Here is a 26403-nt window from a genome sequence, read left to right as displayed (position 1 = left end):
CACTTCATGTCAACCAGCTTGTCCGAAAGCGCCGCGCGCCGTGAAGCCGGCCCGCGGCGGCATGCGCGCGCGTCGCTCGCCCGCCGGCGCAACCGTGCGGCTCTGCTGTTCGTGCTGCCCGGGTTCGCGCTCTTCACCGTATTCGTGCTGTATCCGATCGTCAGCAGCATCTGGCTGAGCTTCCACCACTGGGACGGGATGACGCCGATGACCTATGCAGGGCTCGACAATTATCGCGAGCTGCTGCAGTCCGATACGTTCTACGTCGCGCTGAAGAACAACGTGCTGTGGCTCGTGCTGTTCCTCGCCGCACCGCCGCTCGGCCTCGCACTCGCGCTGTACCTGAACCAGAACGTGTTCGGGATCCGGCTCGTGAAGTCGCTGTTCTTCGCGCCGTTCGTGTTGCCGGGCGTCGTCGTCGGCCTGGTGTTCTCATGGTTCTACGATCCGACGTTCGGGCTGCTGAAGCTGATTGTCGGGCACGGCATCCCGGTGCTCGGCGATCCGCGTTATGCGACCTACGGCGTGATCGCCGCCGCGCTGTGGCCGCAGATTCCGTTCTGCATGATCCTCTACCTGACCGGGCTCACCGGCATCAACGGCGAGATCGTCGAGGCGGCGCGGATGGAAGGCGCGCGCGGCTTCACGCTGCTGTGGCACGTGATCCTGCCGCAGTTGCGGCCCGCGACCTTCATGGCGGTCGTGCTGACCGTGATCGGCGCGCTGCGCAGCTTCGACCTGATCTCCGTGATGACGGGCGGCGGCCCGTTCGACAGCTCGACCGTGCTCGCTTACTTCATGGTCGACCAGGCGATCAAGTACTACCGCGAAGGCTATTCCGCCGCGATCGCGGTCGTGCTGTTCGCGATCATGCTCGTCTACATCGTGTGGCAGCTGCGCAAGCTGGTGCGCGTCGAATCATAAGGATCGCGAAAATGTATCCGATGCCCGTGTCCCGCTGGGGACGTCCCGCCCGTTGGCTGTACCGGCTGTCGCTGCCGTGCGCGCTCGCGCTGTGGCTCGTGCCGCTGCTCGCGGTACTAGTCACGTCGATCCGCTCGACCGACGAGATCATCGCCGGCCATTACTGGGACTGGCCGAAACAGTTTGCGCTGCTGGACAACTACGGCGCCGCGCTCGCGCAGACGCCGATGCTGCATTACTTCGCGAACAGCGTCCTGATCACGGTGCCGTCCGTCGCCGCATCGATCCTGCTCGCGTCGCTCGCGGGGCACGCGCTCGCGAACTACCGGTTCCGCGGCAACCTCGTGCTGCTCGGGCTGTTCGTCGCCGGCAATTTCGTGCCGATCCAGATCCTGATGATCCCGGTGCGGCAGATCATGCTCGGTGTCGGTCTCTACAACACCGTGTGGGCGCTCGTGCTGTTCCATACCGCGTTCCAGACCGGCTTCTGCACGCTGTTCCTGCGCAACTTCATCCGCGAGCTGCCGTTCGAGCTGATCGAGGCCGCGCGCGTCGAAGGCGCGTCCGAGTGGGCGATCTACTGGCGTGTCGTGCTGCCGCTCGTGCGGCCGGCGCTCGCCGCACTCGCGATTCTCGTGTTCACGTTCGTGTGGAACGACTACTTCTGGGCGCTGTGCCTCACGCAGGGCGACGATGCGGCGCCGATCACGGTCGGCGTCGCCGCGCTCAAGGGGCAGTGGACGACCGCGTGGAACATCGTGTCGGCCGGCTCGGTGCTCGCCGCGCTGCCGTCGGTGCTGATGTTCTTCGCGATGCAGAAGCATTTCGTCGCGGGGCTCACGTTCGGCGCGACGAAAGGCTGATCCGTCCAATTCTCATTCTTCAAGGAATCCACGATGCATCTCGGCGTTTGCTACTACCCCGAACATTGGCCGCGCGAACAATGGGCTCGCGACGCGAAGCGGATGGCCGAACTGGGCCTGACCCGCGTGCGGATCGCCGAATTCGCATGGAGCCGGATGGAGCCGGAGCCGGGCCGCTACGACTGGGCGTGGCTCGACGAAGCGATCGACACGCTCGCCGGCCAGCAGCTGAAGATCGTGCTCGGCACGCCGACGGCCGCGCCGCCGAAATGGCTCGTCGATCGCCATCCGGAGATCCTGCCGGTCGGCGTGGACGGTGCCGTATGGCAATTCGGGTCGCGCCGCCATTACGACATCGCGAGCCCCGTGTATCGCGAGCACTGCGTGCGCATCGCGGACGCGATGGCACGACGCTACGGCGCGCATCCGGCAGTCATCGCATGGCAGACCGACAACGAGCTCGGCTGTCACAACACGCTGCCGAGCTATACGCGTGCGGCGCTCGAAGGGTTTCGCGCGTGGCTCGCCGTGCGCTATGGCGACATCGATGCGCTGAACCGTGCATGGGGCAACGTGTTCTGGAGCATGGAGTATCGCGGTTTCGACGAGATCGAATTGCCGCGCCATACGCCGACCGATGCGAATCCCGCGCATTTGCTCGACTTCCGCCGCTATCAGTCGGACGAGGTCGCGCGGTTCCACGCCGTGCAGGTCGATGCGATCCGTCCGCACGCGCCGGGCCGCGACGTGCTGCACAACTTCATGGGCTTTTTTACCGAGTTCGATCACCATGCGTTTGCGCGCGGCGGGCTCGACGTCGCTGCGTGGGACAGCTATCCGGTCCCGCGCACCGAAGTGCTGCCGCTCGACGAAGCGGACAAGCGGCGCTGGGCTCGTACCGGTCACCCGGACGTTTCGGCGTTCTCGCACGACCTGTATCGCGGCATCGGCAACGGGCGGATGTGGGTGATGGAGCAACAGGCCGGGCCGGTGAACTGGGGGCCGTACAACCCGGTGCCGCCCGCAGGCGCGGTGCGGCTGTGGACGTGGGAAGCGTTCGCGCATGGCGCGGAACTCGTGTCGTATTTCCGCTGGCGGCAGTATCCGCATGCGCAGGAGCAACTGCACTCGGGGCTGAATGCGCCGGATGACCGGCTGTCGCCCGGTGGCCATGAAGTCGCGCGCGTCGCGCGCGAACTGGCCGCGCTGGATGTCGAGCTCGCCACCGGCGCGCGCGGGCCGGCTCGCGTCGCGCTGCTGTTCGACTACGAGGCCGACTGGATGATCCGGATCCAGCCGCATGGCGCCGACTTCGACTACCAGCAGCACGTATTCGACTGGTATCGCGCGTTGCGCGAACTGGGGCTCGACGTCGACTTCGTCGCGGCCGATGCCGACGTGTCGCGTTATGCATTCGTCGTCGTGCCGACGCTGCCAGTCGTCACGGAGCGCGTCGTCGAGCAGGCCGCGCGCGGCGATGCGCACTGGCTGTTCGGGCCGCGCACCGGCTCGCGCACGGCGCAATTCGCGATTGAGCCGGGGCTTGCGCCCGGCAAGCTGCGCGACGTGCTGCCGGTGCGGATCGGCCAGGTCGAGTCGCTGCGGCCGTCGCTCACGCCGCGCGTCACGTTCGACGGCGTCGACGGCCGCGCGCTGAAATGGCGCGATCACATCGACATGGAATCGGCGAGCGGCGTCGACGTGCTCGCGGCTTGCGACGACGGCGTGCCCGCGCTCGTGCGGCGCGGCCGCGTGACGATGGCGACCGCCTGCTTCGACCACGCGCTGTTGCGTGCGATCGTCGCCCGCTGCGCGCGCGACGCCGGACTGCCGGTGCACGCGTTGCCGGAAGGCGTGCGGTTGCGGCGGCGCGGGCGTGTCGTATTCACGCTCAACTATGGCGACGCGCCGTGCACGCTGCCGGCGCCGGACGGTGCGCGCTTCGTGCTCGGCGGCCCGGTACTCGGCGCGGTCGACGTCGCCGCATGGGTCGAGCCGGACTGACGCGATGCAATCGCTGCGGTCGCTACAGTCGCATTTCGCGCGCCTCGCCGCGATCGCGCATTTCCTGCCGCTGTCCGGCGCGGCGCTGATGCTCGGCGTCGCGATGTCGTTTACGGCGCCGTACTTGTCGCTGTTCGGCGTGGAGGCGGCGGGGATGTCGCCGTTTCTCGCGGGCATCTTCATGACGCTGATCGCGGCGAGCGGCGTCGTCGCCAGCACGTGGGCAGGGCGCTGGTCGGATCGCCGCGACCGTCACCGGCCGTTGCTCGTCGTCTCGCTCGTGGCCGCCGCGCTCGGTTTCGCGCTGTTGTGCGTGCTGCGTGCGCACGGTCCGGTGATCGCCGCCGGCACGATCCTGCTCGGCGCGGGGGCCGTGTCGCTGTCGCAGATCTTCTCGTTTGCTCGCGCGGCGCTGCCGGTCGATGACGATGCGCAGCGCGAGCTGGCGTCGGCGGCGCTGCGCACGATGCTGTCGGTTGCCTGGGTGTTCGGCCCCGCGCTCGGCGCGCTGATCCTCGCGCAGACGGGTTTTACAGGGCTTTTTCTCGCGGCATCCGCGGGTTTCGTCGGATGCGCGGCGATCGTCGCGCGGATTCCGGAACCGGCGCGGCGGCCGCCGGCGGCGCATGTGCGCGCGGCGGATCGCGCTGCGTCGCTGCCCGCCAGTACGCGTGCGGAGATCGTCGTCGCACCGCGTGCAAGCGTGTGGCGCACCCTCGTCGCGCTTACGCTGACGGGGCTCGCGGCGAACGCGACGATGATCGTGTTGCCGCTGTACATCGTGCGCGCGCTCGGCGGATCGCCGGGTAACGTGTCGGCCGCGCTGGGTCTCGCCGCATTGCTCGAGATTCCGATGATGCTTTGGCTCGGCATCCGGTCGACGCGGCTCGACAAGGCGCGCTGGCTGACGGCGTGCGCGGCCGTGCATGCGGTGTATTTCGTCGGGCTCGCGACGGTGACGCGCGTGAACATGATCCTGCCGCTGCAACTGCTGAGTGCTTGCGTGGTCGCGATCACGTCGTGCCTCGGAATGACGCGCGTGTGCGACCTGATGCCGACGCGTCCCGGCACCGCGACCGCGATGTTCTTCAGCACCGCGCGCGTCGGCTCGATCGCATCGGGCGTGCTGTCCGGCGCGTGCGTCGATCTGTTCGGCTATCGCGCGACGTTCGCCGGGTGCTGCGTGCTTGCGCTCGTCGCGTTCGCGTTGCTCGGCACGGACGCGCGCGGCGAACGGGGCGGTGCGAGTGGCGCAGGCAGCCGGCCCGCATCGGGCCGCCGCCGCTTCGATGCACCGCACTGACGCGGGATGCGTCGGTGCGGTGATGCCGTGACATTACGAATGCGTCAGCGCTGGCGATACGCGTCGAGCGACGACAGCGCGTTGCCGTGGAAATCGAACAACGTGTTGTTGTCCCATTGATCGCCCGCACCGAGCTTCCAGCCGACACCCGGTGTCGGGATCCATTCCGGCTCCCACCAGAACACGCCCTTGCCGCGATTGCCCGGCACGCCCTTCACGATATCGACGACCGCCGCGAGGAATTGCGCCTGGCCGGCCGGCGACGGCGGGAACGCGGTCGAGCCGGTGTTCGTCATCGCGTTCGGTTCCGAATCGCCGTCGCTGGTGGTCCACGGATACGCGGTTTCGACGACGATCAATTCCTTGTCGTAGCGCACCGCGAGATCGTTCGCATTGTTGCGCAGGTCGTCGAGCGCGCCTTGCCATTGCGGGTAGTACGACAGGCCGATCACGTCGAACGCGACGCCGCGCTGCGTTGCACTGTCGAACCACCAGCGGCTTTTCGCGTTGTCGCCGCCGCTGTCGATGTGCAGCATCACCTTGATGCGCGGATCGACCGCCTTCACCGCGTCGCGCCCCGTCTTCAGCAGCTGCGCCAGGTTGTCCCACTGGTCGTAGCGGCCGAGCGGCCACAGCATGCCGCCCGTGATCTCGTTGCCGATCTGCACCCACTCGGGACGCACGCCGGCACGCTGCAATTGCCGGAGCACGTCGGTCGTGTAGGCCGACAGCAGCGCGCACGTATCGGCGAGATTCTTGCCGGCCCACGCGTGCGGCGGGTATTGCTTGCCGGGGTCGGCCCACCAGTCGCTGTAGTGGAAATCGATGAGGATGCGCATGCCGAGCGCCGCCGCGCGCTGCGCGAGCGCGACGACATGGGCCGCGTTGTTGTAGCCGGCCGCGGCGCTCTGGTTGGCCGGGAAGAAGTCCGGATTGCCGGGATCGTTCCAGACCTTGATGCGGATCGAATCGACGCCGTGCGCGTGCAGGATCTTCAGGCAGTCGCGCGGATGCCCGCGGTCGAAGTATTGCGCACCGTGCGCCTCGAGCTCCGGCAGGGTCGACACGTCGGCGCCCATCGCGAACGGGGCACCCGCGGCGGGCGCGGTGCCTTGCGCGACGGCCGGCAACGTACCGGCCAGGTCGACGCATGCGAGCGCCGCGGTCGAGAGACTCCAGCGCAACATCGATCGTCTGTTCATCGTCATCCTCCAGTATCGGGCCCGGTCGATCGATCTCGGGATCGCGGGCTTCGTCGGTTTAAGCGCTTAAATTTCAGCCTCGATTCGAGGCGGAATCGAGCGTAGCGCAGCCATGGATGCCGATGCAAAGAACATGTGCGTTGCCTACTATCTGGCGAAGATTTCTTCAGGGTTGCCTTCAATGCAACCCTGAAGAACGCCGCACGCCGTCAGTCGATCGGAACCAACGCGCGAAGGCCGAGCGGGCGGGGCGCCTGCACCGTTGTCGCGTCCCTGGACGAGCGTCGTGCCGTCTGCACCGCGCTTTGCGCGCACCGTGAAGTTGCCGTCGGGTGTCGCGTGGTTCGCGACGTTCTTCGAGAGGCCTTGCCATATCGCCATCGACAGCCGCAAGTGCTGTGCCGCACGCCTTTGTCGGCCTTTCGGTCTGGCAGAGGAGGCGACGCACGGAGCGATGCAGGATGCCGCCGAATTTGTAAATTCTGCAGCGGGCTGGTCGGACGAGGGCATGTGGGCGGTGCACGAGCGGCGGCATGTCGCTTGCTGGAATCCGGGTTGGCCGCGGCTGTTTCGACGCGCGTTGCGTCAGACTTCAGCCGCGCAGCCAAACCGCAGCGCAGGGAGGGCAGCATGACGAAATCCAGTCAACCGAAGGACACCGCGCCGCACGTCGAGCCGCGCGAATCCGCCGCTTCGCCGGAGCGGCGCGGCCCGATTCCGGGCGAGCCACCCGGGCGCCCGGGTCACGCGCCGGGCGGCGGCGAACTCGACTCGATTCCGGACGACCAGGCGCGCAAGGTCGTACCCGACGATCCGCGCCAGACAGAGGCGCGCGATCCGGCCGGCAAACCGTGGCCCGAAGGGCACGACTCGCCCGACGATTCGGGCAACCGGCCGCGGCCGCTCTAGCCGGACGGCGGGCGCCGACATCATGTGCCGCCCGTTCGTCTTCATCCGTACACGCAGAACCGGGCCCGCCCCGGTTCACGCACGCACCGGAGCCATTCATGTCATCAGATGAAGTATCCGAATCACGCCGCAAATGGATGCAGGGTACGACGGCGAGCCTCGTCGCCGGCGTCGCGATTCCGGCGGTCGCCCAGGCAGGCGGCGCGTCCGATGCCGGCGACACCGCACCGCACGATCCGCGCACGCTGTATCCGCACGCGCCGTTTCCCGAACAGCACCAGCCGTGGCCGGGTCTCGCCGGCCGCATGACGCCGCGCCCCGATCACGGCGAGCGCAGCTACCGCGGCAGCGGCCGCCTCGACGGCCGCAAGGCGCTCGTCACCGGCGGCGATTCCGGTATCGGCCGCGCGGCGGCGATCGCATTCGCACGAGAGGGCGCGGACGTCGCGATCGCCTACCTGCCGGACGAGGAGCCCGACGCGCGCGAAGTCGTGCAATACATTCGCAGCGCGGGCCGCAAGGCCGTGCCGCTACCCGTCGACATCCGCACCGAAGGCGCGTGTAACGGGCTCGTCGAGCAAGCGCTCACCGGTCTGGGCGGATTGGACATCCTCGTGAACAACGCGGCGCGGCAGCACAGCCACGATTCGATTCTCGACATCAGTACCGAAGATTTCGACTGGACGTTGCGCACCAACCTGTACGCGCTGTTCTGGATCACGCGCGCGGCGATTCCGCACATGCCGCCCGGCTCGGCGATCGTCAACACGACGTCGGTGAACGCGTACGAGCCGTCCGTGAACCTGCTCGACTACGCGATGACGAAGGCCGCGATCGCGAACTTCACCAAGGGCCTCGCGAAGCAGATGATCCAGCGCGGGATCCGTGTGAACGGTGTCGCACCCGGGCCGTTCTGGACGCCGTTGCAGGTGAGCGGCGGCCAGACCGAGAAGAACGTCGAGACATTCGGCCAGCAGGTGCCGATGGGGCGGCCCGGACAGCCGGCCGAACTCGCTTGGATCTACGTCGAACTGGCGTCGTCGCGGGCCAGTTACGTGACCGGACAGATCTACGGCGCGTCCGGCGGCGGCGGGCAGCCGTAGCGCGCTGGCCGGTGTGTCGGTTCGCGCATCGGGCGGAGGCGGCTTGATCGATCCGGTATATGGGATCGCGTGCGCTGCGAGTGGCATCCGCAGCCGCCGTGCCGACGCGGTGCATACCTGCTCCCGCTACGCGCGAATGCCGACCCGATACCGCGTCGTCTGGCGATAAGTGTCACCGGGATGAAGGATGGTTTCGTCGCGCAACGTGTCCATGTTGACCTGGTTCGGATAAAAACCGGCTTCGACGCACAGCGCCGCATGTCGCTGGCACCGGACGCCGCCGCCCACGCGCACATCGTCCAGATAGTTGCCCGTATAGAGCTGCAGCCCGCGCTGATCCGTCGCTACCGCGAGCTCCCGCCCGCTTTCCGGATCGTAGATCGATGCGACGGGCCGCACGCCGCGCGCGGGGTCCCGCAGCACGTAGCAGTGGTCGAAGCCGCGCCCGCGCGCGAGCTGCGCATGCGGCCAGCCGAGGCGGGCGCCGATCGGCGCGCTTTGCCGGAAATCGAACGCCGTGCCCGTCACGTCGGCCGTGCCGGTCGGGATCAACGCGTCGTCGACTTCGACGAAAGCGTCGGCGTCGATCTGCAGCAGGTGGCCGCGCACGTCGCTGCCCGCGCGCCCGCTGAGATTGAAGTAGCTGTGATTCGTGAGGTTCAGCGGCGTCGGTGCATCGGTGCGGGCCGAATAATCGATCGTCAGCGTGCCGTCATCGTCGAGCGCGTAGCGCACCTGCACGCTCACGTTGCCGGGAAATCCCGCATCGCCCTCCGGCGAGTCGAGCCGCAGCGTCAGCCCGCCCAGATCGTCGATCACGTCCCAGCGCGCGCGATGAAAGCCGCTCGCGCCGCCGTGCAGCAGATTGCCGTTCTCGTTGCGGTCGAGCGTGTAGTCGATGCCGTCGAGCGTGAAGCGCGCGCCCGCGATCCGATTCGCCCAGCGGCCGACCGTTGCGCCGAGGTACGCGCCCGACTCGAGGTACTCGGCCGGTGTGTCGTGGGCCAGCACGATATCGGCGAAGCGCCCGGTGCGGTCGGGGGCGAGCCACGACACGACGGTCGCGCCGAGATCGCTGACGACGACGCGCATCCCGTGCGCGTTGCGCAGCGTGTAGCGCCGCACCGGATCGCCGCCGGGCAGCGTGCCCCACGGTTCGGACGGAATGCGGCCGACGTCGGATGCCGGGCGGGGGGAGTCGGTGTCGATATGCATGAGTGGTCGCTCGTGGGCGGTGAATTCAGTGGGCCGATGCCGCGCGTTCCTGGTATTCGCGCGGCGTGCAGCCGAGTTCGCGGCGGAACACCGCGTACATGTATTGCAGCGACGTGAAGCCGCAGCGGATCGCGACTTCCGCGCTCGATGCATTGCGGCTCGCGAGCAGCGCCTGCGCCGCCTCGATCTTGTGACGCAGGATCTCCTGGTGCACGGTGCGTTGCAGCTCGCGCCGGAAGTGTTCTTCGAGCAGCGAGCGCGACACGCCGACATAGTCGGCGACCTGTTCGGTCTTGATCCCCTGGCACGCGTACTGCCGGATGAAATGCCGCGCGCGCATCACGTGCGGGCTCGCGAGCGGCTGGTGGCGCGTCGATTCGAGCACGTTGATGCCGACCGGCGGCACGAGGACTCGTTGCCCGGGAAACCGTGCGCCGCGCAGCATCCGGTGCAGCAGGTGCGCGGCGGTGCGGCCCATTTCCTCGGTGCCCTGGATCACCGACGACAGCGGAATGCGCGTCAGCGTGCGCGTGAGCGGATCGTTGTCGATGCCGATGATCGCGACCTGTTCCGGCACCGCGATGCCGGCCAGCAGGCATGCCTGCAGCAGATGCCGCGCGCGCGCATCCGTGACCGCGATCACGCCGACGGGCTTCGGCAGCGCATGCAGCCAGTCGATCAACTGCTCGATCGCATGGTTCCACCCCGACGCGCTCGTCGACACGCCGCGGTAGATCGGCGCGTCGAGCCCGTCCGCGCGTGCGAGCCGGTCGAACGCGAGCTCGCGCTGCTGCGCCCAGCGGTTCTCCTGCGCGGCCGGCAGGCTGTACATCGCGAAATGCGCGAGCCCCGCGCCGATCAGGTGCGTATAGGCGAGCGACACGAGCTTCGGGTTGTCCGTCGCAATATATGGGACGCCGTCCGGGTACTGCGCCGGATCCTCGTACGACGAGCCGACCGCGACGATCGGCAGCGGCGAACCGGCGAGCGCGTCGGCGACGGCCGGATCGTCGAAGTCCGCGATGATGCCGTCGCCGTCGAAGCGTTCGATGCCGGCGAGCCGGCAGCGGAAGTCGTCTTCGAGGAACAGGTCCCACACGACGCGCGTCGTGTGCAGGTACTGGCCGATGCCGCTGATGATCTCGCGGTCGTAGACCTTGTTCGCGTTGAACAGCAGCGCGATGCGGTGCGGCGTCTGGGCGGAAGGGGCACGGGTCATGTCGGTCTCGAGGCGGGTGCCGCAAGGGCGGCTCGCCGTTGTCTCCGGGGCGCGCGGGCGATGTCGCGCGGTTCTCTGGTGTCCGGCGATTGTAGGACGGAACGCGGGCTGCGCGCAGCGGCTGGCAAGAAACGTTAAGCGTGCTGCGCAATTTCGCAATTGCCGGCCGGCAGGCGCGCGGGCACGATCCAGCCAACCGGATTCGGCCGCGTGCGTCGCCGTCGCGACGCGCGTTGCGCTGCAACAAGACCAGCACGGAGACGCCATGTCGTATTTCGAACACATTCCCGCGATTCGCTACGAAGGTCCGCAGTCGGACAACCCGCTGGCTTACCACTATTACGACGCCGAGAAGCGCGTGCTCGGCAAGACGCTCGCCGAGCATCTGCGGATTGCGGTCTGCTACTGGCACACGTTCGTCTGGCCGGGGCACGACATCTTCGGGCAGGGCGCGTTCCAGCGGCCGTGGCAGCAGCCTGGCGACGCGCTCGAACGTGCACGCATGAAGGCCGATGCGGCATTCGAGTTCTTCACGAAGCTGGGCACGCCTTTCTATACGTTCCACGACACCGACGTCGCGCCGGAAGGCGACAGCCTGCGCGAGTACGCGGCCAATTTCGCGCGGATGGTCGACTATCTCGGCGAGCGCCAGCAGGCAAGCGGCGTGCGGCTGCTGTGGGGCACGGCGAACCTGTTCTCGCACCCGCGCTTCGCGGCGGGCGCCGCGACGAACCCGAACCCCGACGTATTCGCGTGGGCCGCGACCCAGGTGTGCCACGCGCTCGATGCGACGCATCGGCTCGGCGGCGAGAACTACGTGCTGTGGGGCGGCCGCGAAGGCTACGAGACGCTGCTCAATACCGACCTGAAGCGCGAGCGCGAGCAATTCGCGCGCTTCCTGTCGATGGTCGTCGAGCACAAGCATCGAATCGGCTTCAAGGGCGCGCTGCTGATCGAGCCGAAACCGCAGGAGCCGACCAAGCACCAGTACGACTACGACGTCGCGACCGTGCACGGTTTTCTCGTGCAATACGGACTGCAGAACGAGATTCGCGTGAACATCGAGGCGAACCACGCGACGCTCGCCGGCCACTCGTTCCATCACGAGATTGCCAACGCGTTCGCACTCGGCGTGTTCGGCAGCGTCGACGCGAACCGGGGCGATCCGCAGAACGGTTGGGATACCGATCAGTTCCCGAACAGCGTCGAGGAACTGACGCTCGCGTTCTACGAGATCCTGCGGCACGGCGGCTTCACGACCGGCGGGATGAACTTCGACGCGAAGGTGCGGCGCCAGAGCGTCGATCCGGAAGATCTCTTCCACGGCCACGTCGGTGCGATCGACGTGCTCGCGCTCGCGCTCGAACGCGCGGCCGTACTGGTCGAGAACGACCGGCTCGACGCGCTGCGCCGGCAGCGCTACGCGCAGTGGGACGACGCGTTCGGCCGCAAGATCCTGTCGGGCGGCTATACGCTGCAGTCGCTCGCGGACGACGCGCTCGCGCGCGGCGTGGACCCGCGGCATGTGAGCGGCGCGCAGGAGCGGCTCGAGAACATCGTGAACCAGGCGATCTACGGGCTGCGCTGACGCCATGTACATCGGACTCGATCTCGGCACGTCGGGCGTGAAGGCGGTGCTGCTCGACCGCGACGGTGCGGTGCGGGCGAGCGCGAGCCGCACACTGACGGTGAGCCGGCCGCGGCCGCGCTGGTCCGAACAGGCGCCGCGCGACTGGTGGGACGCCGCGTGCGGCGCGCTGGCCGCGCTCGTCGATGCGGCACGCGCGAGCGGCATCGATCCGCGTGACATCGACGCGCTGGGCCTGACCGGGCAAATGCACGGCGCGACGCTGCTCGATGCGCACGGCGACGTGCTGCGCCCCGCGATCCTGTGGAACGATGGCCGTGCGGATGCGGAATGCGCGGAACTCGAGCGGCTCGCCCCCGCGCTGCGCGCGGTGACGGGCAACGTCGCGATGCCGGGCTTCACCGCGCCGAAGCTTCTCTGGGTGCGTCGCCACGAACCCGACGTGTTCGCGCGCATCGCGCACGTGCTGCTGCCGAAGGATTACCTGCGCTACCGGCTGACCGGCGCATTCGCGACCGATCCGTCGGACGCGGCCGGCACATTGTGGCTCGACGTCGCGAAGCGCGACTACGACGACACGCTGCTCGCCGCATGCGGTCTCGCGCGCGCGCAGATGCCGGCAGTGTTCGAGGGCAACCGCGTGACCGGCACGCTGCTGCCTGCCGTCGCGCGCGCGCTCGGCCTGCGCGAGATTCCGGTCGTCGCCGGCGGTGGCGACAACGCGGCCGGCGCGGTCGGCGTCGGCATCGTGCGGCCCGGCGACGCGCTGCTGTCGCTCGGCACGTCGGGCGTGTATTTCGCGGTGTCGGACGGGTTTCGCGCAAACCCGGAATCGGCGGTGCACAGTTTCTGTCATGCGCTGCCCGACACGTGGCACCTGATGTCGGTGATGCTGAACGCGGCCGGCTGCATCGACTTCACCGCGCAACTGGCCGGTTATGACGGTGTGGCGACGCTGCTCGCCGATGCCGAGACGAACGCGCGTGCCGAGCGTCCGTGGTTCCTGCCTTACCTGAGCGGCGAGCGTACGCCGTACAACGACGTGAATGCGAAGGGCGTGTTCTACGGGCTCACGCCCGACACGCAGCGCGCGGATCTCGCGAACGCGACGCTCGAAGGCGTCGGCTTCGCGCTGCTCGATGGCATCGAAGCGCTGCATGCGGCCGGACTGGTGCCCGACGGCATCACGGTGATCGGCGGCGGCTCGCGCAGCGCTTACTGGACGCAGATGCTCGCCGACCTGAGCGGACGCGCGCTGACGCTGCGCGCGGGCGGCGAGGTCGGCCCGGCGCTCGGTGCCGCGCGGCTCGCGCATCTCGCGCTCGAACCGGACGCATCGCTCGACGACGTGTGCCCGCAACCGCCGGTCGTCGCGGTGCGCGAGCCCGATCCGGCACGGCACGCGTGGTATCGCGACGCGCGGCGGCCGACGTTCCGCGCGCTTTACCGCGCGCTCGAGCCGGTATTTGCAGCGGGCGCGTGACGGCGTTTCGCCGGCACGATGCCGTGCCGTGCAGTGATTCGATGCGGGCGGCGCATTCCCGCGGCCGCCCGGCGTTCGTGAGGTAGTTCCATAACAAGGAGTGGAGACATGAAATCCGTAACGCGTCGTACCGTATTGAGTTCCCTTGCCGGCGCCGCGGCGCTGGCGCTCTTCGTGCTTGGCGCACCGCTCGCGCATGCGAGCAAGGACAAGCCCGAGATCGGCTTCTGCATCGACGACCTGCGCGTCGAGCGCTGGTCGCGCGATCGCGACTATTTCGTTGCAGCCGCAACCAGGCTCGGCGCGAAGGTGTCGGTGCAGTCGGCCGATGCGAGCGAGGCGCGGCAGATTTCGCAGATCGAAAACCTGATCTCGCGCGGCGTCGACGTGATCGTGATCGTGCCGTTCAATTCGAAGACGCTCGGCAACGTCGTCGCCGAAGCGAGGAAGGCCGGCATCAAGGTCGTGTCGTACGACCGTCTGATCCTCGATGCGGACGTCGACGCGTACATCTCGTTCGACAACGAGAAGGTCGGCGAACTGCAGGCGCAGGGCGTGTTCGACGCGAAGCCGAAGGGCAACTATTTCCTGCTCGGCGGCGCGCCGACCGACAACAACGCGAAGATGCTACGCGAGGGCCAGTTGAAGGTGTTGAAGCCGGCGATCGATCGCGGCGACATCAAGGTCGTCGGCCAGCAGTGGGTGCCCGAATGGAGTGCATCGACCGCGCTGCGCATCGTCGAGGACGCGCTCACCGCGAACAACAACAAGATCGATGCGATCGTCGCATCGAACGACGGCACGGCGGGCGGCGCGATCCAGGCGCTCGCCGCGCAGCACCTGGCCGGCAAGGTGCCGGTGTCGGGGCAGGATGCGGACCTCGCGGCGGTCAAGCGCGTGATCGCGGGCACGCAGACCATGACCGTCTACAAGCCGCTGAAGCTGATCGCGAGCGAAGCCGCGAAGCTGGCGGTCGATCTCGCGAAGGGCACGAAGCCTGCGTTCAACGCGCAGTACGACAACGGGAAGAAGAAGGTCGACACGGTGCTGTTGCAGCCGACGCTGCTGACCAAGCGCAACGTCGACGTCGTCGTGAAGGACGGCTTCTATACCCAGGCGCAGCTCGCGAGCCAGTAACGGCACGAGGGGCAGCATGTGCGCGGCCGGCCAGGTGCGGCCGGCCGCGTACTCACTGCGAGGCAATGAACGTATGACCGAACCCTTGCTGACGATGCGCGGCATCGTCAAGGCATTCGACGGCGTGAAGGCGCTCGACGGCATCGACCTGACCGTGCGCCCCGGCGAATGCGTCGGGCTGTGCGGCGAGAACGGCGCCGGCAAGTCGACGCTGATGAAGGTGCTGTCGGGTGTCTACCCGCACGGCACGTGGGACGGCGAAATCCGTTGGGAAGGTGCGCCGCTCGTCGCGTCCGGCGTGCGCGACACCGAGCGCGCGGGCATCGTCATCATTCACCAGGAACTGATGCTCGTGCCCGAGCTGTCGGTCGCCGAGAACATCTTCCTCGGCAACGAGATCACGCTGCCCGGCGGGCGCATGCACTACGCGGAGATGGTGCGGCGTTCCGAGGCACTGCTGCGCGAGCTGCGCATCGACTCGATCAACGTTGCGCAGCCGGTGATGAACTACGGCGGCGGCCACCAGCAACTGATCGAGATCGCGAAGGCGCTGAACAAGCGCGCGAAGCTGCTGATTCTCGACGAACCGTCGTCGTCGCTGAGCGCGGCCGAGACGCGCATCCTGCTCGACATCGTGCGCGACCTGAAGCGGCGCGGCGTCGCGTGCGTGTACATCTCGCACAAGCTCGACGAAGTCGATGCGGTGTGCGACACCGTGACCGTGATCCGCGACGGCCGGCACGTCGCGACCGAGCCGATGCGCGGGATGACCACCGACCGGATCATCGCGATGATGGTCGGCCGCGAGATCCGCAACCTGTATCCGCGCGAGCCGCACGAGATCGGCGACGTCGTGCTGGACGTGCGCAACGTCACCTGTCACGACGTGGCGAACCCGCGCCGCAAGCGTGTCGACGACGTGTCGTTCAGCGTGCGGCGCGGCGAGATCCTCGGCGTCGCCGGGCTCGTCGGCGCGGGGCGCACCGAGCTGATGCAGGCGATTTTCGGTGCGTATCCGGGCGCGAGCACCGCGACCGTGCGCATGAACGGCCGGCCCCTCGCGATCCGCGCGCCTGCCGATGCGATCCGCGCGGGCATCGCGATGGTGCCCGAGGACCGCAAGCGTCACGGGATCGTGCCGCAGCTCGGTGTCGGCCACAACATCACGCTGTCGGTGCTGCGCCGTTTCGCCGCGCGCGGGCGGATCGACGCGGCCGCCGAGCTCGACGCGATCCGCACCGAGATGCAGCGGCTGTCGGTGCGTGCGGCGCACCCGTTTCTGCCGATCGCGAGCCTGTCGGGCGGCAACCAGCAGAAGGCGGTGCTCGCCAGGATGCTGCTGGCCGACCCGCAGGTGCTGATCCTCGACGAGCCGACGCGCGGTGTCGACGTGGGCGCCAAGGCCGAGATCTATCGGCTGATCTTCGCGCTCGCGAAGCGCGGCGTCGCGCTCATCGTCGTGTCGTCGGAATTGCCGGAAGTGCTCGGGCTGGCCGATCGCGTGCTCGTGATCGGCGAAGGCGAGCTGCGCGGCGATTTCGTCAACGACGGCCTGACGCAGGAACAGATACTCGGCGCCGCGCTGACGCCCGCGCGGCGGCCGGCCGAACCCATTGCAGCGAGTGCGACATGAATACCGAACTTTCTTCCTCTTCCGCCGTGCCGCCGGACGCCGACGCGCGTCGCGCGCGCCGCCATCCGCTGCGCCAGATCTTCGTGCGCTACAAGGTGCTCGCGCTGCTGTTCGCGGTCGCGGCGATCTGGGCGTTCTTCTCCGTGCTGACCGACGGCGCGTTCGTCACGCCGCGCAACGTGTCGAACCTGCTGCGGCAGATGTCGATCACCGGGATGCTCGCGTGCGGGATGGTGTTCGTGATCATCGCGGGCGAGATCGACCTGTCCGTCGGATCGCTGCTCGGGTTGCTCGGCGGCGTCGCGGCGATCCTCGACGTCAACCGCCACTGGCCCGTTGCCGCGACGGTGCCGGCCGTGCTCGCGCTGGGCGTGCTGGTCGGGCTGTTCAACGGCTGGTGGTCGACCTACCGGCGCGTGCCGTCGTTCATCGTCGGGCTGGGCGGGATGCTGGCGTTTCGCGGCATCCTGCTCGGCGTGACGGGCGGCTCGACGATCGCGCCCGTGTCCGACGGTTTCGTGTTCATCGGGCAGGGCTATCTGCCGCGCGCGGCCGGCGACGGGCTCGCGGTGCTGCTGTTCGCGCTCGTCGCGCTGCTGGTCGTGCGGCAGCGCGGTACGCGCCATCGTTACCGCCTCGCGGTCGCACCGCTGTGGCAGGACGTCGCGAAGGTCGTCGGCGCCGGCGTGGTGCTGTTCGCGTTCGTCGCGACGCTCGACCGCTACGGCGGCATTCCCGTGCCCGTGCTGCTGCTGCTCGCGCTGCTCGGCGCGTTTTCGTGGATCGCGACGCAGACCGTGTTCGGCCGGCGCATCTACGCGGTGGGCTCGAACTTGGAGGCGACGCGCCTGTCGGGCGTCGACACCGATCGCGTGAAGCTCGCGATCTTCGCACTGATGGGCCTGATGTGCGCGTTCGCGGGGATCGTCAACACCGCGCGGCTCGCGGCCGGTTCGCCGTCGGCCGGTACGATGGGCGAACTCGACGCGATCGCCGCCTGCTTCATCGGCGGCACGTCGATGCGCGGCGGATCGGGTACCGTCTACGGCGCGCTGATCGGCGCACTCGTGATGGCGAGCCTCGACAACGGGATGTCGATGCTCGACGTCGACGCGTACTGGCAGATGATCGTCAAGGGCGCGGTGCTGGTGCTGGCCGTGTGGATCGACGTGGTATCGCGATCGAACCGGCGGTGACGTGAAGCGGGATGAAGCGAGGGCAGATGCGCGGCCGCCGCCGTTCAGTGCAGCGGCACGCCCCACGCCGCGGTCACGTTGCCGCCGAGCCGCCATTCGCTGAACGGCCGGCGCGACGCGATGATCGCCGGCAGGCGGTTGTCGCCGAAGCGGGCGTAATACGGTTCTACCCAGCTCAGCTCGTCGCGCAGCGTCCACGGAAACAGCGCCTGCGGGATCGGCGTGATCTTTGCGAAGCTCGCGGGATCGACGGTGGCGTCGATCACGAGATTCGCGAGGCGGCCGATCGCGCCGTCGTTTTCCCGATAGAGATCGATATGCCGCCGCTGTACGAGTTCGGCCGCGAACACGAGCGGCAGCAGCGCGAACGTGTGGTAGTGCAGCGCGCGGTTGCCGCGTTTCACTTCGCGCGCGAGCGAGCCGTCGGGGCCGATGTCGCGAATGCCTTCGCGCACCCGCAGCAGCCCCGAATCGACGAGGCTCGCGTTGTCGGTCACGGTGCCGATCGCGATCAGGTCGAGCCCGGCCCAGTACACGAGATTGTTGTGCAGACGGTTGATTGCTTCCGAATTGCGGGTGGCGATCGCGATGCGTTCGAGCCACGGGGCGAGCGCGTCGAGCCGCGCCCGGTTCGCGTCGCGCACGTCGCGCGGCATGCGCAGGATCACCATCGCGAAATCGGTGCCGGCCCACGAACGCTCGAAATATCCCTGGTAGCCGGAGATCGGCCCCATCAGCGCGTCGGCTTGCGACCAGCCTTCGAGCAATGCGAGCGCGCACGACCAGTCGCCGCGATCGGACGCCGCATTGAGTCGCGCGATGAAGTCGCGCATCGGTTTGACCGCACGTGCGTAGCCCGCCGCATCGTCGTAGTAGCCGGGCGGGTCGATGCTCGTCACGGCGGCCGGGACGTCGCATGCGCGCACCGGCGGCGCCGCCCACCACAGTGCGGCGGCCGCGACCAGCGCGGCGAACTGCGGTCGCTTCTTCGGATTGCGCATGCGGGCCTCGGCTTGTAAGTTGGCGGGGGCGCGAGCCTCACCGGGCTGCGCGGCGCGCGGCGTTCATGTCGCGCGCATCGTGCCGCATGCAGTCTAGCGTCCGGGTCTTTCATCGGCCTTTCTCGCCGCCGCGTCCGGCGGCGCAGATGCGACTGGCGGAAGCTGCGCGGCCAAGCAGGCTGCCGCGGCGCTCGCGCGTTGGTCCGCGGAGCGGGCCGGCGGCACGCACGGTGCTTCACGATCGCGTTCATGGCTGGGTGCGGCGCATGCGTTGCGCTATCCTGTCGCGATCGACTTTTCCCCCGACGCCATGAAGCGCCCGTCGTTTTCCACCCAACTCGTGATGCTGTGGGCACTCGTTGCCGCGCTGTGCGCGACGCTGGTCGCGCTCGTGTGGATCGTTGCCGGCTCCGCCGAGAGCGAGCAGATCGCCGGCGCGCGCGCGCAGGGCGCGTCCGCGTGCGAGACGGTCGCGTCCCGCTATGCAAGCTCGGTCCGGCCGTCCGCCGCGCAACCCGATCCGGAGCCGATGCACGCGGTCCTCGATATCGTGCTCGCCCGCGCGCCGGACGTCGAAGGCGGTTTCTGGACACGCGACGGCGCAGGCGCGGACGGCCGCTTTCTCGCCTATGCGTTTCCAACCTATCAGGGCAGCGGCATCAAGCGCGACGTGCCGGAAGCCGAAACTCCGCTGATCGTGCGCACGCTGAACGCGTCGGCCGCCACGCGCGCGACCGCGACGAACGTCGTCGAAGGCGCGCAGGATGCGGTCGTGGCGGTTGCGTGCCCGGTGCCGGCCGGGCCGGACCTGTTCGTCTGGATGCTGACCCGCGCGCATCCGCCGCTCGGCCGGCATGGCGAGCTGCTTGCGACGGGGCTCGCCGCGGTGCTCGCCGTGATTCTCGCGATCGCCGCGGCGCTCGCGTTCGCATTGCGCCGCTGGAAGCGCAATCTCGCCCGCATCGAGGCGGCGCTGTCGCCGGCGGGCAGCGACCCGCAACTACCGCGCGTCGGCGAGCCCGACCTCGACCGGATCATCGACGCGTTCAACGCGCATGCCCGCCACGCCGAACGCCTGCAGCAGCAGGCCGGCGAACTCGCCGCGCGGCTCGCGCAGGCCGAGCGCTTCGGCATGCTCGGCAAGCTCGCGGCGCAGCTTGCGCATGAAATCCGCAACCCGATGGGCGCGATGCGGCTGAAGGCCGAGAATGCGCTCGCCGCCGACAGCGGCCGCCAGCAGGACGCATTGCGCATCATCCTCACGCAGATCGCGCGGATCGACGCGCAACTGTCGGGGTTGCTCGCGCTCACGCAACCGGTCAGCCCGCACATCGCGCGCGTCGATCTCGATGCATGGCTCCCGGCGGTCGTCGACGCGCACCGCGAGCTCGCGCAGCGCCAGTCGATCGCGCTCGCATGCACGCCCGACGGGCACGGCGAGCGATTTGCGCTACCGTTCGACAACCCGGCGTTCGATCCCGACCAGTTGCGCCGCGCGCTCGACAACCTGTTGCTCAATGCGCTGCGCCACGCGGGCGATGGCGGCGCGGTGTCGGTCACGGCCGCGCGCTCGGCGGCCAATGCGCGCGCGATGCTCCGCTTCACGGTGTCCGATACGGGCCCTGGCGTGCCCGACGCGCAACGCGAGCGGATTTTCGAACCGTTCGTGACCGGCCGCGCGGACGGCACGGGCCTCGGCCTCGCGGTCGTGCGCGAGGTGGCGGCGGCGCACGGCGGCCGCGCATGGCTCGATGCGACGCCGCGCGGCGCTTCTTTCGTGATCGAGATTCCATGGCAACCATCCTGATCGTCGACGACGACGCCGCCTTTCGCGACGGCCTCGCGGAAACGCTGCGCGATCTCGGCCATCGCGTCGTCGAGGCCGCATCGGGGCGCGAGGCGCTCTCGACACTGCGCGACGACGGCCGTATCGATTGCGTGTTCCTGGACTTCCGGCTGCCGGACCTCGACGGCCTCGCGGTGCTCGCGCAATGGCGCGACGATGCCGCGCTCGCCGCAGTCCCGGTCGTGATGCTGACCGCGCATGCGACCAGCGACAACACGATCGACGCGATGCGCCTCGGCGCGTTCGATCACCTGACGAAGCCCGTCGGGCGTCGCGACATCGCGCAATTGCTCGAACGCATCGTGTCCGCGCATGCGCCGCGCGCCGGCGATGCCGACACCGCTGCGTTTGCCGGCGAGCGCGCGTCGGACCGCCCGCGCCTGCTCGGCGTCAGCGCCGCGATCCGCGACGTGCAGAAGCAGCTCGGGCGTGCCGCAACGAGCGATGCGACCGTGCTCGTCACCGGCGAAACGGGCACCGGCAAGGAAGTCGCCGCACGCGTGCTGCACGCGGCGTCGGCGCGGCATGCCGGGCCGTTCGTGGCCGTGAACTGCGCGGCCATTCCGGCCGATCTGCTCGAAAGCGAACTGTTCGGACATCGCCGCGGCGCGTTCACGGGCGCGCATGCGGACCGCGCAGGGCGGCTCGTCGAGGCCGACGGCGGCACGCTGTTTCTCGACGAGATCGGAGACATGCCCGCCGCGATGCAGGCGAAGCTGCTGCGCGCGCTGCAGGAGCGCCAGGTGACGCCGCTCGGCGCGGACCGCCCGACGCCGATCGACATTCGCGTGGTGGCCGCGACGCACCGCGATCTCGCCGAGGCCGTCGCGAGCGGCACGTTTCGCGAAGACCTGTTCTACCGGCTGAACGTCATTCCGCTGCACCTGCCGCCGCTCGCCGAGCGCGTGGCCGACATCCTTCCGCTCGCCGCGCATTTTCTCGAACGCGCGGCCGGCGCGCGGCCGCTGCACCTGACGAACGACGCGCAGCGCGCGCTGCTCGGTCACCGCTGGCCCGGCAACGTGCGCGAACTGCGCAATGTGATGGAGCGCGCGGCCGCGCTCGCGCCCGGGCCGGCGATCACCGCGGCCGACCTTGCGCTCGGCGCCGCACCGGCGGCCAGCGCGCACGCGGATGACGCGCTGCCCGCGTTCCTGTTCGACCTGCCGCTGCCCGACGCGCTGGCCGTGGTCGAGCGCGCGGCGATCCTGCGTGCGCTCGAGCGCGCGAACGGCAATCGCGCGGAAGCCGCACGGCAGCTCGGCATCGGCCGCCAGTCGCTGTATGCGCGCATGGCGAACCTCGGGATCGCGCGCGACGACTGAGCGGGACGTCGGGTGTCGGATTTTCCGACACCGGTCGCGGGCATCTGTCGGAGTTGCCGACACGCGCGCGGCGGCGGGCCGGCGCAATACACCGCCGCGCGGGCGATAGCGCGCTGGCATGGGGCTTGCAAATAGGGAGTACCGCAACCCGTCGTCGCGGTTCGTCGCGCCGCCGCAGCGGCTCGGACACGCTGCGCGCGACATGGCAGCGTGCAGCCGCCATCCGCGCGATACGCGACACACGCGACGACATCCCGATGGAGAAGCCCCCATGCACTGGATCGATCCGGCGTGCCTGCCTGAAACGCGCGGCCGCGTCACCCAATTCCTGCTCAACCCGCACGGCGAAGTCGACGGCCTGATCCTGAACGGCGACCTGCAGGTTCACGTGCCGCCGCATCTCGGTCGCGAAGTCGCGCGGCACGTCGCGTGCGGCGATCGCATCCGCGTGCGCGGCATCAAGCCGCGCGGCGCGGACATGATCGCGGCCGTGCAACTGTCGGGCCGCGACGGCACGGAAATCGTCGATACCGGGCCGGCTCACGAGCCGCGTCCGCTGCCGCGCGCCGGCCGCGAACCGATGGACGTACGCGGCGAGGTCGCATTCGCGCTGCACGGGCCGAAAGGCGAATGCAACGGCGCGCTGCTGACCAACGGCAGCGCCATACGCATGCCGCCGCACGCGGCTGCCGAACTCGACGACTATCTGCGGCCCGGCACCCACGTGCAGGTGTGGGGCGACGCAATGGTCACGCCGCACGGCACGACGATCGACGTCACCGACATCGCCGAACTCGTCGATGCGCAGGCCGACTGAACGCGCGACGGCGATGAGACCGGCACGCGCGCTTGAAGCGCTCAATTTCTTCCTTGCCGACGTGCAAGCCGGGATCGGCCCGTTCGCGGGTGTCATCCTGCTGTCGCGCGGCTGGAGCGCGGACGCAATCGGCTCCGTGTTGACGCTCGCCGGCCTGGCGGCGATGGCCGCGACGCCGCTCGCCGGCGCGCTCGTCGATGCGCTGCGCGCGAAGCGTGCGCTGATCGTCGGCGCGACGGCCACGACCGCGTTCGCGACGGTGATGTTGCGGTTCGCCGACGGCTATCCGGCTGTGGCGGCCTCGCAGGTCGTCGCCGCCATCTGCGGCGCGGCACTCGCGCCGGCTGTCGCGGGCGTGACGCTCGGCATCGTGCGCACGCAGGGCTTCGATCGTCAGTTCGGCCGCAACCAGATGGCGAACCACGCGGGCAACGTCGCTGGCGCGGCGCTCGCGGGCTGGCTCGGCTGGCATGCGGGATTCGATGCGTTGTTCGCGCTCGTCGCAGTATTCGCGGTGCTCGCGATCGGGAGCGTGTTGGCGATTCCCGCCTGCGCGATCGACCATGCGAGCGCGCGCGGTCTCGGCGAGCAGCACGGCGCCGGCCGCAACGCGCGCGGCGGAAACGATTCGGATCACGATCGACTGCACGACGATGCGGGACATCGCGCCGGCGCGTGGCGCACGCTCGCCGCGAACCGGCCGCTGCTGCTCGTCGGCGTGTCGCTCGCGCTGTTTCACCTCGGCAATGCGGCGATGCTGCCGCTGTACGGCATGGGCGTCGTTGCCGCGCACCGCAGCGACCCGAGCATGTTTACCGCGCAGACCATCGTGATCGCGCAATGCGTGATGATCGCGGCCGCGTGGTGCGCGCCGCGGCTGATTCGCGATCACGGATACTGGCGCGTGCTGCTGCTGTCGTATCTGGTGCTGCCGGTACGCGGCGTGCTTGCTGCCACGCTGATGAGCGAAGCGGGCGTCTGGCCGGTGCAGGTCCTCGACGGCATCGGCGCGGGTCTGCAAAGCGTCGTCGTGCCGGCACTCGTCGTGCGGCTGCTCGACGGCTCCGGGCGCGTGAACGCGGGGCAGGGCGCGGTCGCGACCGCGCAAGGCATCGGCGCGGCGTTGAGCCCGGTGCTCGGCGGTGTGCTCGCGCAGCATTACGGCTATCCGGCCGCGTTCGTGGTGCTGGGCGCCGTGTCGACGGGGTCGGTCGCATTGTGGCTCGGTTACTCGCGTTCGTTGCGCGACGCGTGCGGCAAGCCGCCGAGCAGCAGCGCGCGGTCCAGTCTGCCGGCCGCATCGCGATGAAGCACGCGTCGATCCATTCCCGTTATCCGGACTGTTCATGCCATGAATAGCGCGCCGTTTGCCTGGCTGATTTCCGCGCTCGCCACCGCCGGCGTGATCGCGCGTCCGCTCGGCTGGCCAGAGGCGATCTGGGCCGTGGCCGGTGCGGTGCTGCTGGTCGGCCTCGGCTTGTTGCCGATGCATGCGGCGCTCGCTGCCGTCGCGAAGGGCGGCGACGTGTACCTGTTCCTCACCGGGATGATGCTGCTGTCCGAGGTCGCGCGTCGCGAAGGACTGTTCGACTGGATCGCCGCGCACGTCGTGAATCTCGCGCACGGTTCGCCGCGGCGGCTGTTCGCGCTCGTCTATCTGGTCGGGACCGTCACGACCGTATTCCTGTCGAACGACGCGACCGCCGTCGTGCTGACCCCGGCCGTGTTCGCGGCCGCGCGCCGCGCGAAGACGGACCCGCTGCCGCTGCTGTACATCTGCGCGTTCGTCGCCAACGCGGCGAGCTTCGTGCTGCCGATCTCGAATCCCGCGAACCTCGTGCTGTACGGCGCGCACATGCCCGCGCTCGGCACGTGGCTCGCGCGCTTCGCGCTGCCGTCCGTCGCGTCGATCGCATGCACGTACGCGATCCTGCGCGCGACGCAGCGGCGCGCGCTGCAAGGCCGCTGCGCGACCGATTTGCCGGTGCCGCCACTCGCGGCGGGCGGCCGCATCGCGCTGGCCGGCATCGCGGCGACGGCGGTCGCGCTGATGGCCGTGTCGCTGCTCGATCGGCCGCTCGGATTGCCGACCGCGGCGGCCGGCGTCGTCACCGCGGCGTGCGTGGCGTGGCGCGATCGCGACGCGGGCGGGCCGATGCTGCGTGAGGTTTCGTGGAGCGTGCTGCCGCTCGTGGCAGGCCTGTTCGTGCTGGTCGAGGCGCTCGACCGTACCGGCGCGGTGCACGCGCTGGCCGACGTGTTGCGCGCGCTGACGACGCACGGCACGACACGCGCGGCGGCCGCGTCGGGTGTCGCCGTCGCGCTCGCGTCGAATCTCGTCAACAACCTGCCTGCCGGGCTCGTCGCGAGCGCGACCGTCGGTGTCGCGCACAGCCCGCAACCGGTGATCGACGCGCTGCTGATCGGCGTCGATCTCGGGCCGAACCTGTCCGTCACCGGATCGCTCGCGACGATCCTTTGGCTCGCCGCGATCCGGCGGGAGGGGCAGCAGGTCAGCGCCGCGAAGTTTCTCGCGATCGGTGCATGCGTGATGCTGCCCTCGCTTGCGGCTGCGCTCGCCGTACGGCTTGCGTAGCGTGCGGCTGGCGGCGCGGCAAGACGTTCCGCTGCATGCGCTCGGCACGGCGCAGTGATGCTGCGATGTGACCGGCCTCGATACCTGCCGCCGGTCGCTCGCTACCCCGCATCCGCCTTGATGAAATCGACGAACGCGCGCAGCGGCGCCGGCACGAAGCGTCGCCCCGGATAGTACAGATACGGGCCCGAGAATGGCCGCCACCAGCCGTCGAGCACGGGCTCGAGCGCGCCGCTCGCGAGATGCGGGCGCAGCCAGTCTTCGTACAGATGCACGATGCCGAGCCCCGCGCACGCGGCATCCACGACGAGATCGACCGCGCCGCCGATTTGCACGACCAGCGGCCCCGACGGCTCCACGCGCACGACTTCGCCGTCGCGTTCGTATTCCCATGCCGGCATCGCGCCGCTCGCGAAGCGGCCGCGCAGGCATGCGTGATCGAGCAGGTCGCGCGGATGGGCCGGGCGGCCACGACGGTCGAGATACGCGGGCGCGGCGGCCGTCGCGAAACGTTGCGAGCGCGGGCCGATCGGCACGGCGATCATGTCCTGTTCGAGGCGCTCGTCGTAGCGAATGCCCGCGTCGCAACCGGCCGCGAGGATATCGACGAAGCTCTCGTCGGCCACGACCTCCAGCCGGATCTCCGGATACGCGTCGAGAAAGCGCGGAACGATCGACGGCAGCACGAGCCGCGCGGCGCTCATCGGAACGTTGAGCTTGAGCGTGCCGACCGGCTTCTCGCGGAACGTGTTCACCACGTCGAGCGCCGCTTCCACCTCGCTTAGCGCGGGCGTGAGCCGGGCGAGCAGGCGCTCGCCCGCTTCGGTCGGCGAAACGCTGCGCGTCGTGCGGTGCAGCAGCCGCACGCCGAGTTGCGCCTCCAGCCGCCGCACCGCCTCGCTCAGGCCCGATGCGCTGGCGCCCATCGTACGCGCGCCTTCGCGGAAGCCCTTCGCGCGTGCCACCGCCACGAAGGCGTTCAGATCGCCGAGATCGACTTGCATTGTTCGCCTTTTCGTACAGGTTGTGCGGATTATGG

21 protein-coding genes are annotated in these 26403 nt (G+C 69.3%); 16 read left to right on the top strand and 5 right to left on the bottom strand.

The window, feature by feature from the left end; translation table 11 throughout:
• Nucleotides 1-6 precede the first annotated feature (6 nt).
• The 4 genes from WS51_RS28910 to WS51_RS28895 are packed head-to-tail and all read left to right on the top strand — an operon-like array spanning nucleotide 7 to nucleotide 5094.
• Nucleotides 7-924 (top strand): carbohydrate ABC transporter permease, encoded by a 918-nt coding sequence (locus WS51_RS28910; protein WP_059502413.1) that lies wholly within the window; start codon nucleotides 7-9, stop codon nucleotides 922-924.
• An 11-nt stretch (nucleotides 925-935) separates the two neighbouring features.
• Nucleotides 936-1787, top strand: coding sequence for a carbohydrate ABC transporter permease (locus WS51_RS28905; RefSeq protein WP_059502410.1), 852 nt, complete (start codon nucleotides 936-938; stop codon nucleotides 1785-1787).
• A 33-nt stretch (nucleotides 1788-1820) separates the two neighbouring features.
• Complete coding sequence (locus WS51_RS28900) at nucleotides 1821-3791, top strand: beta-galactosidase (protein WP_059541641.1); 1971 nt, start codon at nucleotides 1821-1823, stop codon at nucleotides 3789-3791.
• Between the two features lie 4 nt (nucleotides 3792-3795).
• Nucleotides 3796-5094 (top strand): sugar efflux transporter, encoded by a 1299-nt coding sequence (locus WS51_RS28895; RefSeq protein ID WP_059868147.1) that lies wholly within the window; start codon nucleotides 3796-3798, stop codon nucleotides 5092-5094.
• A 44-nt stretch (nucleotides 5095-5138) separates the two neighbouring features.
• Here WS51_RS28895 and WS51_RS28890 read toward each other — a convergent pair whose 3' ends face one another.
• A complete protein-coding gene (locus WS51_RS28890) occupies nucleotides 5139-6296 on the bottom strand; it encodes a glycoside hydrolase family 53 protein (protein WP_069230386.1) in 1158 nt (385 codons plus the stop codon).
• A gap of 630 nt (nucleotides 6297-6926) precedes the next feature.
• On the opposite strand from WS51_RS28890, the gene WS51_RS28885 reads away from it, so the two are divergent.
• Both WS51_RS28885 and WS51_RS28880 read left to right on the top strand, forming a co-directional pair.
• Nucleotides 6927-7205 (top strand): hypothetical protein, encoded by a 279-nt coding sequence (locus WS51_RS28885; RefSeq protein ID WP_059502406.1) that lies wholly within the window; start codon nucleotides 6927-6929, stop codon nucleotides 7203-7205.
• A 98-nt stretch (nucleotides 7206-7303) separates the two neighbouring features.
• On the top strand, nucleotides 7304-8308 hold the full coding sequence (locus WS51_RS28880; RefSeq protein WP_059541643.1) for an SDR family oxidoreductase: 1005 nt from the start codon (nucleotides 7304-7306) through the stop codon (nucleotides 8306-8308).
• A 126-nt stretch (nucleotides 8309-8434) separates the two neighbouring features.
• On the opposite strand, the gene WS51_RS28875 is transcribed toward WS51_RS28880, so the two are convergent.
• Together WS51_RS28875 and WS51_RS28870 are read right to left on the bottom strand one after the other, a co-directional pair.
• Nucleotides 8435-9523 (bottom strand): aldose epimerase family protein, encoded by a 1089-nt coding sequence (locus WS51_RS28875; RefSeq protein WP_059945765.1) that lies wholly within the window; start codon nucleotides 9521-9523, stop codon nucleotides 8435-8437.
• Nucleotides 9524-9548: 25 nt separating this feature from the next.
• A complete protein-coding gene (locus WS51_RS28870; protein ID WP_069230250.1) occupies nucleotides 9549-10742 on the bottom strand; it encodes a XylR family transcriptional regulator in 1194 nt (397 codons plus the stop codon).
• 265 nt (nucleotides 10743-11007) lie between these two features.
• On the opposite strand from WS51_RS28870, the gene xylA reads away from it, so the two are divergent.
• From xylA to WS51_RS28845, 5 genes are all read left to right on the top strand, one after another.
• A complete protein-coding gene (xylA, locus tag WS51_RS28865; protein WP_069230249.1) occupies nucleotides 11008-12330 on the top strand; it encodes a xylose isomerase in 1323 nt (440 codons plus the stop codon).
• A 4-nt stretch (nucleotides 12331-12334) separates the two neighbouring features.
• Nucleotides 12335-13813: a xylulokinase gene (gene xylB / locus WS51_RS28860; RefSeq protein WP_069230248.1), complete on the top strand. Its 1479-nt coding sequence runs from the start codon at nucleotides 12335-12337 to the stop codon at nucleotides 13811-13813.
• A 108-nt stretch (nucleotides 13814-13921) separates the two neighbouring features.
• A complete protein-coding gene (gene xylF / locus WS51_RS28855; RefSeq protein WP_059502380.1) occupies nucleotides 13922-14950 on the top strand; it encodes a D-xylose ABC transporter substrate-binding protein in 1029 nt (342 codons plus the stop codon).
• Between the two features lie 73 nt (nucleotides 14951-15023).
• Nucleotides 15024-16583, top strand: coding sequence for a D-xylose ABC transporter ATP-binding protein (gene xylG, locus WS51_RS28850; protein WP_059799419.1), 1560 nt, complete (start codon nucleotides 15024-15026; stop codon nucleotides 16581-16583).
• Nucleotides 16580-17779 carry a sugar ABC transporter permease gene (locus WS51_RS28845; RefSeq protein ID WP_069230247.1) on the top strand — a complete coding sequence of 400 codons (1200 nt, stop codon included), beginning with the start codon at nucleotides 16580-16582 and terminating at the stop codon, nucleotides 17777-17779. The genes xylG and WS51_RS28845 overlap by 4 nt, the downstream gene beginning before the upstream one ends.
• A 44-nt stretch (nucleotides 17780-17823) precedes the next feature.
• On the opposite strand, the gene WS51_RS28840 is transcribed toward WS51_RS28845, so the two are convergent.
• Nucleotides 17824-18780, bottom strand: coding sequence for a mannuronate-specific alginate lyase (locus WS51_RS28840; RefSeq protein WP_069230246.1), 957 nt, complete (start codon nucleotides 18778-18780; stop codon nucleotides 17824-17826).
• Between the two features lie 310 nt (nucleotides 18781-19090).
• On the opposite strand from WS51_RS28840, the gene WS51_RS28835 reads away from it, so the two are divergent.
• The 5 genes from WS51_RS28835 (at nucleotide 19091) to WS51_RS28815 (ending at nucleotide 25364) form a co-directional block, all read left to right on the top strand.
• On the top strand, nucleotides 19091-20587 hold the full coding sequence (locus WS51_RS28835) for a sensor histidine kinase (protein ID WP_059541655.1): 1497 nt from the start codon (nucleotides 19091-19093) through the stop codon (nucleotides 20585-20587).
• Nucleotides 20572-21951 (top strand): sigma-54-dependent transcriptional regulator, encoded by a 1380-nt coding sequence (locus tag WS51_RS28830; protein WP_069230245.1) that lies wholly within the window; start codon nucleotides 20572-20574, stop codon nucleotides 21949-21951. The genes WS51_RS28835 and WS51_RS28830 overlap by 16 nt, the downstream gene beginning before the upstream one ends.
• Nucleotides 21952-22222: 271 nt before the next feature.
• Complete coding sequence (locus WS51_RS28825) at nucleotides 22223-22768, top strand: hypothetical protein (protein WP_069230244.1); 546 nt, start codon at nucleotides 22223-22225, stop codon at nucleotides 22766-22768.
• Between the two features lie 13 nt (nucleotides 22769-22781).
• Nucleotides 22782-24077 carry an MFS transporter gene (locus tag WS51_RS28820; protein WP_069230385.1) on the top strand — a complete coding sequence of 432 codons (1296 nt, stop codon included), beginning with the start codon at nucleotides 22782-22784 and terminating at the stop codon, nucleotides 24075-24077.
• A gap of 42 nt (nucleotides 24078-24119) precedes the next feature.
• Entirely contained in the window at nucleotides 24120-25364 is a 1245-nt protein-coding gene (locus WS51_RS28815; protein WP_069230243.1) for an arsenic transporter, read from the top strand.
• Between the two features lie 101 nt (nucleotides 25365-25465).
• Here WS51_RS28815 and WS51_RS28810 read toward each other — a convergent pair whose 3' ends face one another.
• The gene (locus tag WS51_RS28810; RefSeq protein WP_059799424.1) at nucleotides 25466-26368 is read right to left on the bottom strand and encodes a LysR family transcriptional regulator; all 903 of its coding nucleotides are present in this window, start codon (nucleotides 26366-26368) and stop codon (nucleotides 25466-25468) included.
• Nucleotides 26369-26403: the final 35 nt, after the last annotated feature.

It is taken from the genome of Burkholderia territorii, from assembly GCF_001718335.1.
Lineage (GTDB): Bacteria > Pseudomonadota > Gammaproteobacteria > Burkholderiales > Burkholderiaceae > Burkholderia > Burkholderia territorii.
This window is presented reverse-complemented; position numbering and strand designations above follow the sequence as displayed.